The organism is Paraburkholderia sp. BR13439 (assembly GCF_040948805.1).
In the GTDB taxonomy this organism is placed as follows: domain Bacteria; phylum Pseudomonadota; class Gammaproteobacteria; order Burkholderiales; family Burkholderiaceae; genus Paraburkholderia; species Paraburkholderia youngii.
Map to the genome: position 1 here is coordinate 1 of NZ_JBFPKN010000210.1, position 255 is coordinate 255.

Annotated in this window: 1 pseudogene; it reads left to right on the forward strand. The window is 63.9% G+C overall.

Annotated features, from left to right (window positions below):
* Positions 1-255: pseudogene (locus AB3X96_RS42910) on the forward strand (tyrosine protein kinase); the annotation flags it as partial.

Below are 255 nucleotides of genomic sequence, written 5' to 3' on the forward strand. Positions count from 1 at the left end.
AGTTTCTGCTCGCGAGCGAGTTTCCGCGCGACCCGTCGATTGAAAGCCTGCGCCGGCTCAGAACCGCGCTGCATTTTGCAATGCTTGAATCGGAGTCGGGCGACAATCGCGTGCTGCTGACGGGGCCAACCGAACAGGTGGGCAAGTCGTTCCTCTCCGCGAATCTGGCGGCGGTCGTCGCGGCGGCCGGCAAGCGGGTGTTGCTGATCGACGCGGACCTGCGCAAAGGCCATCTGGAGCAGTACTTTGGGCTGG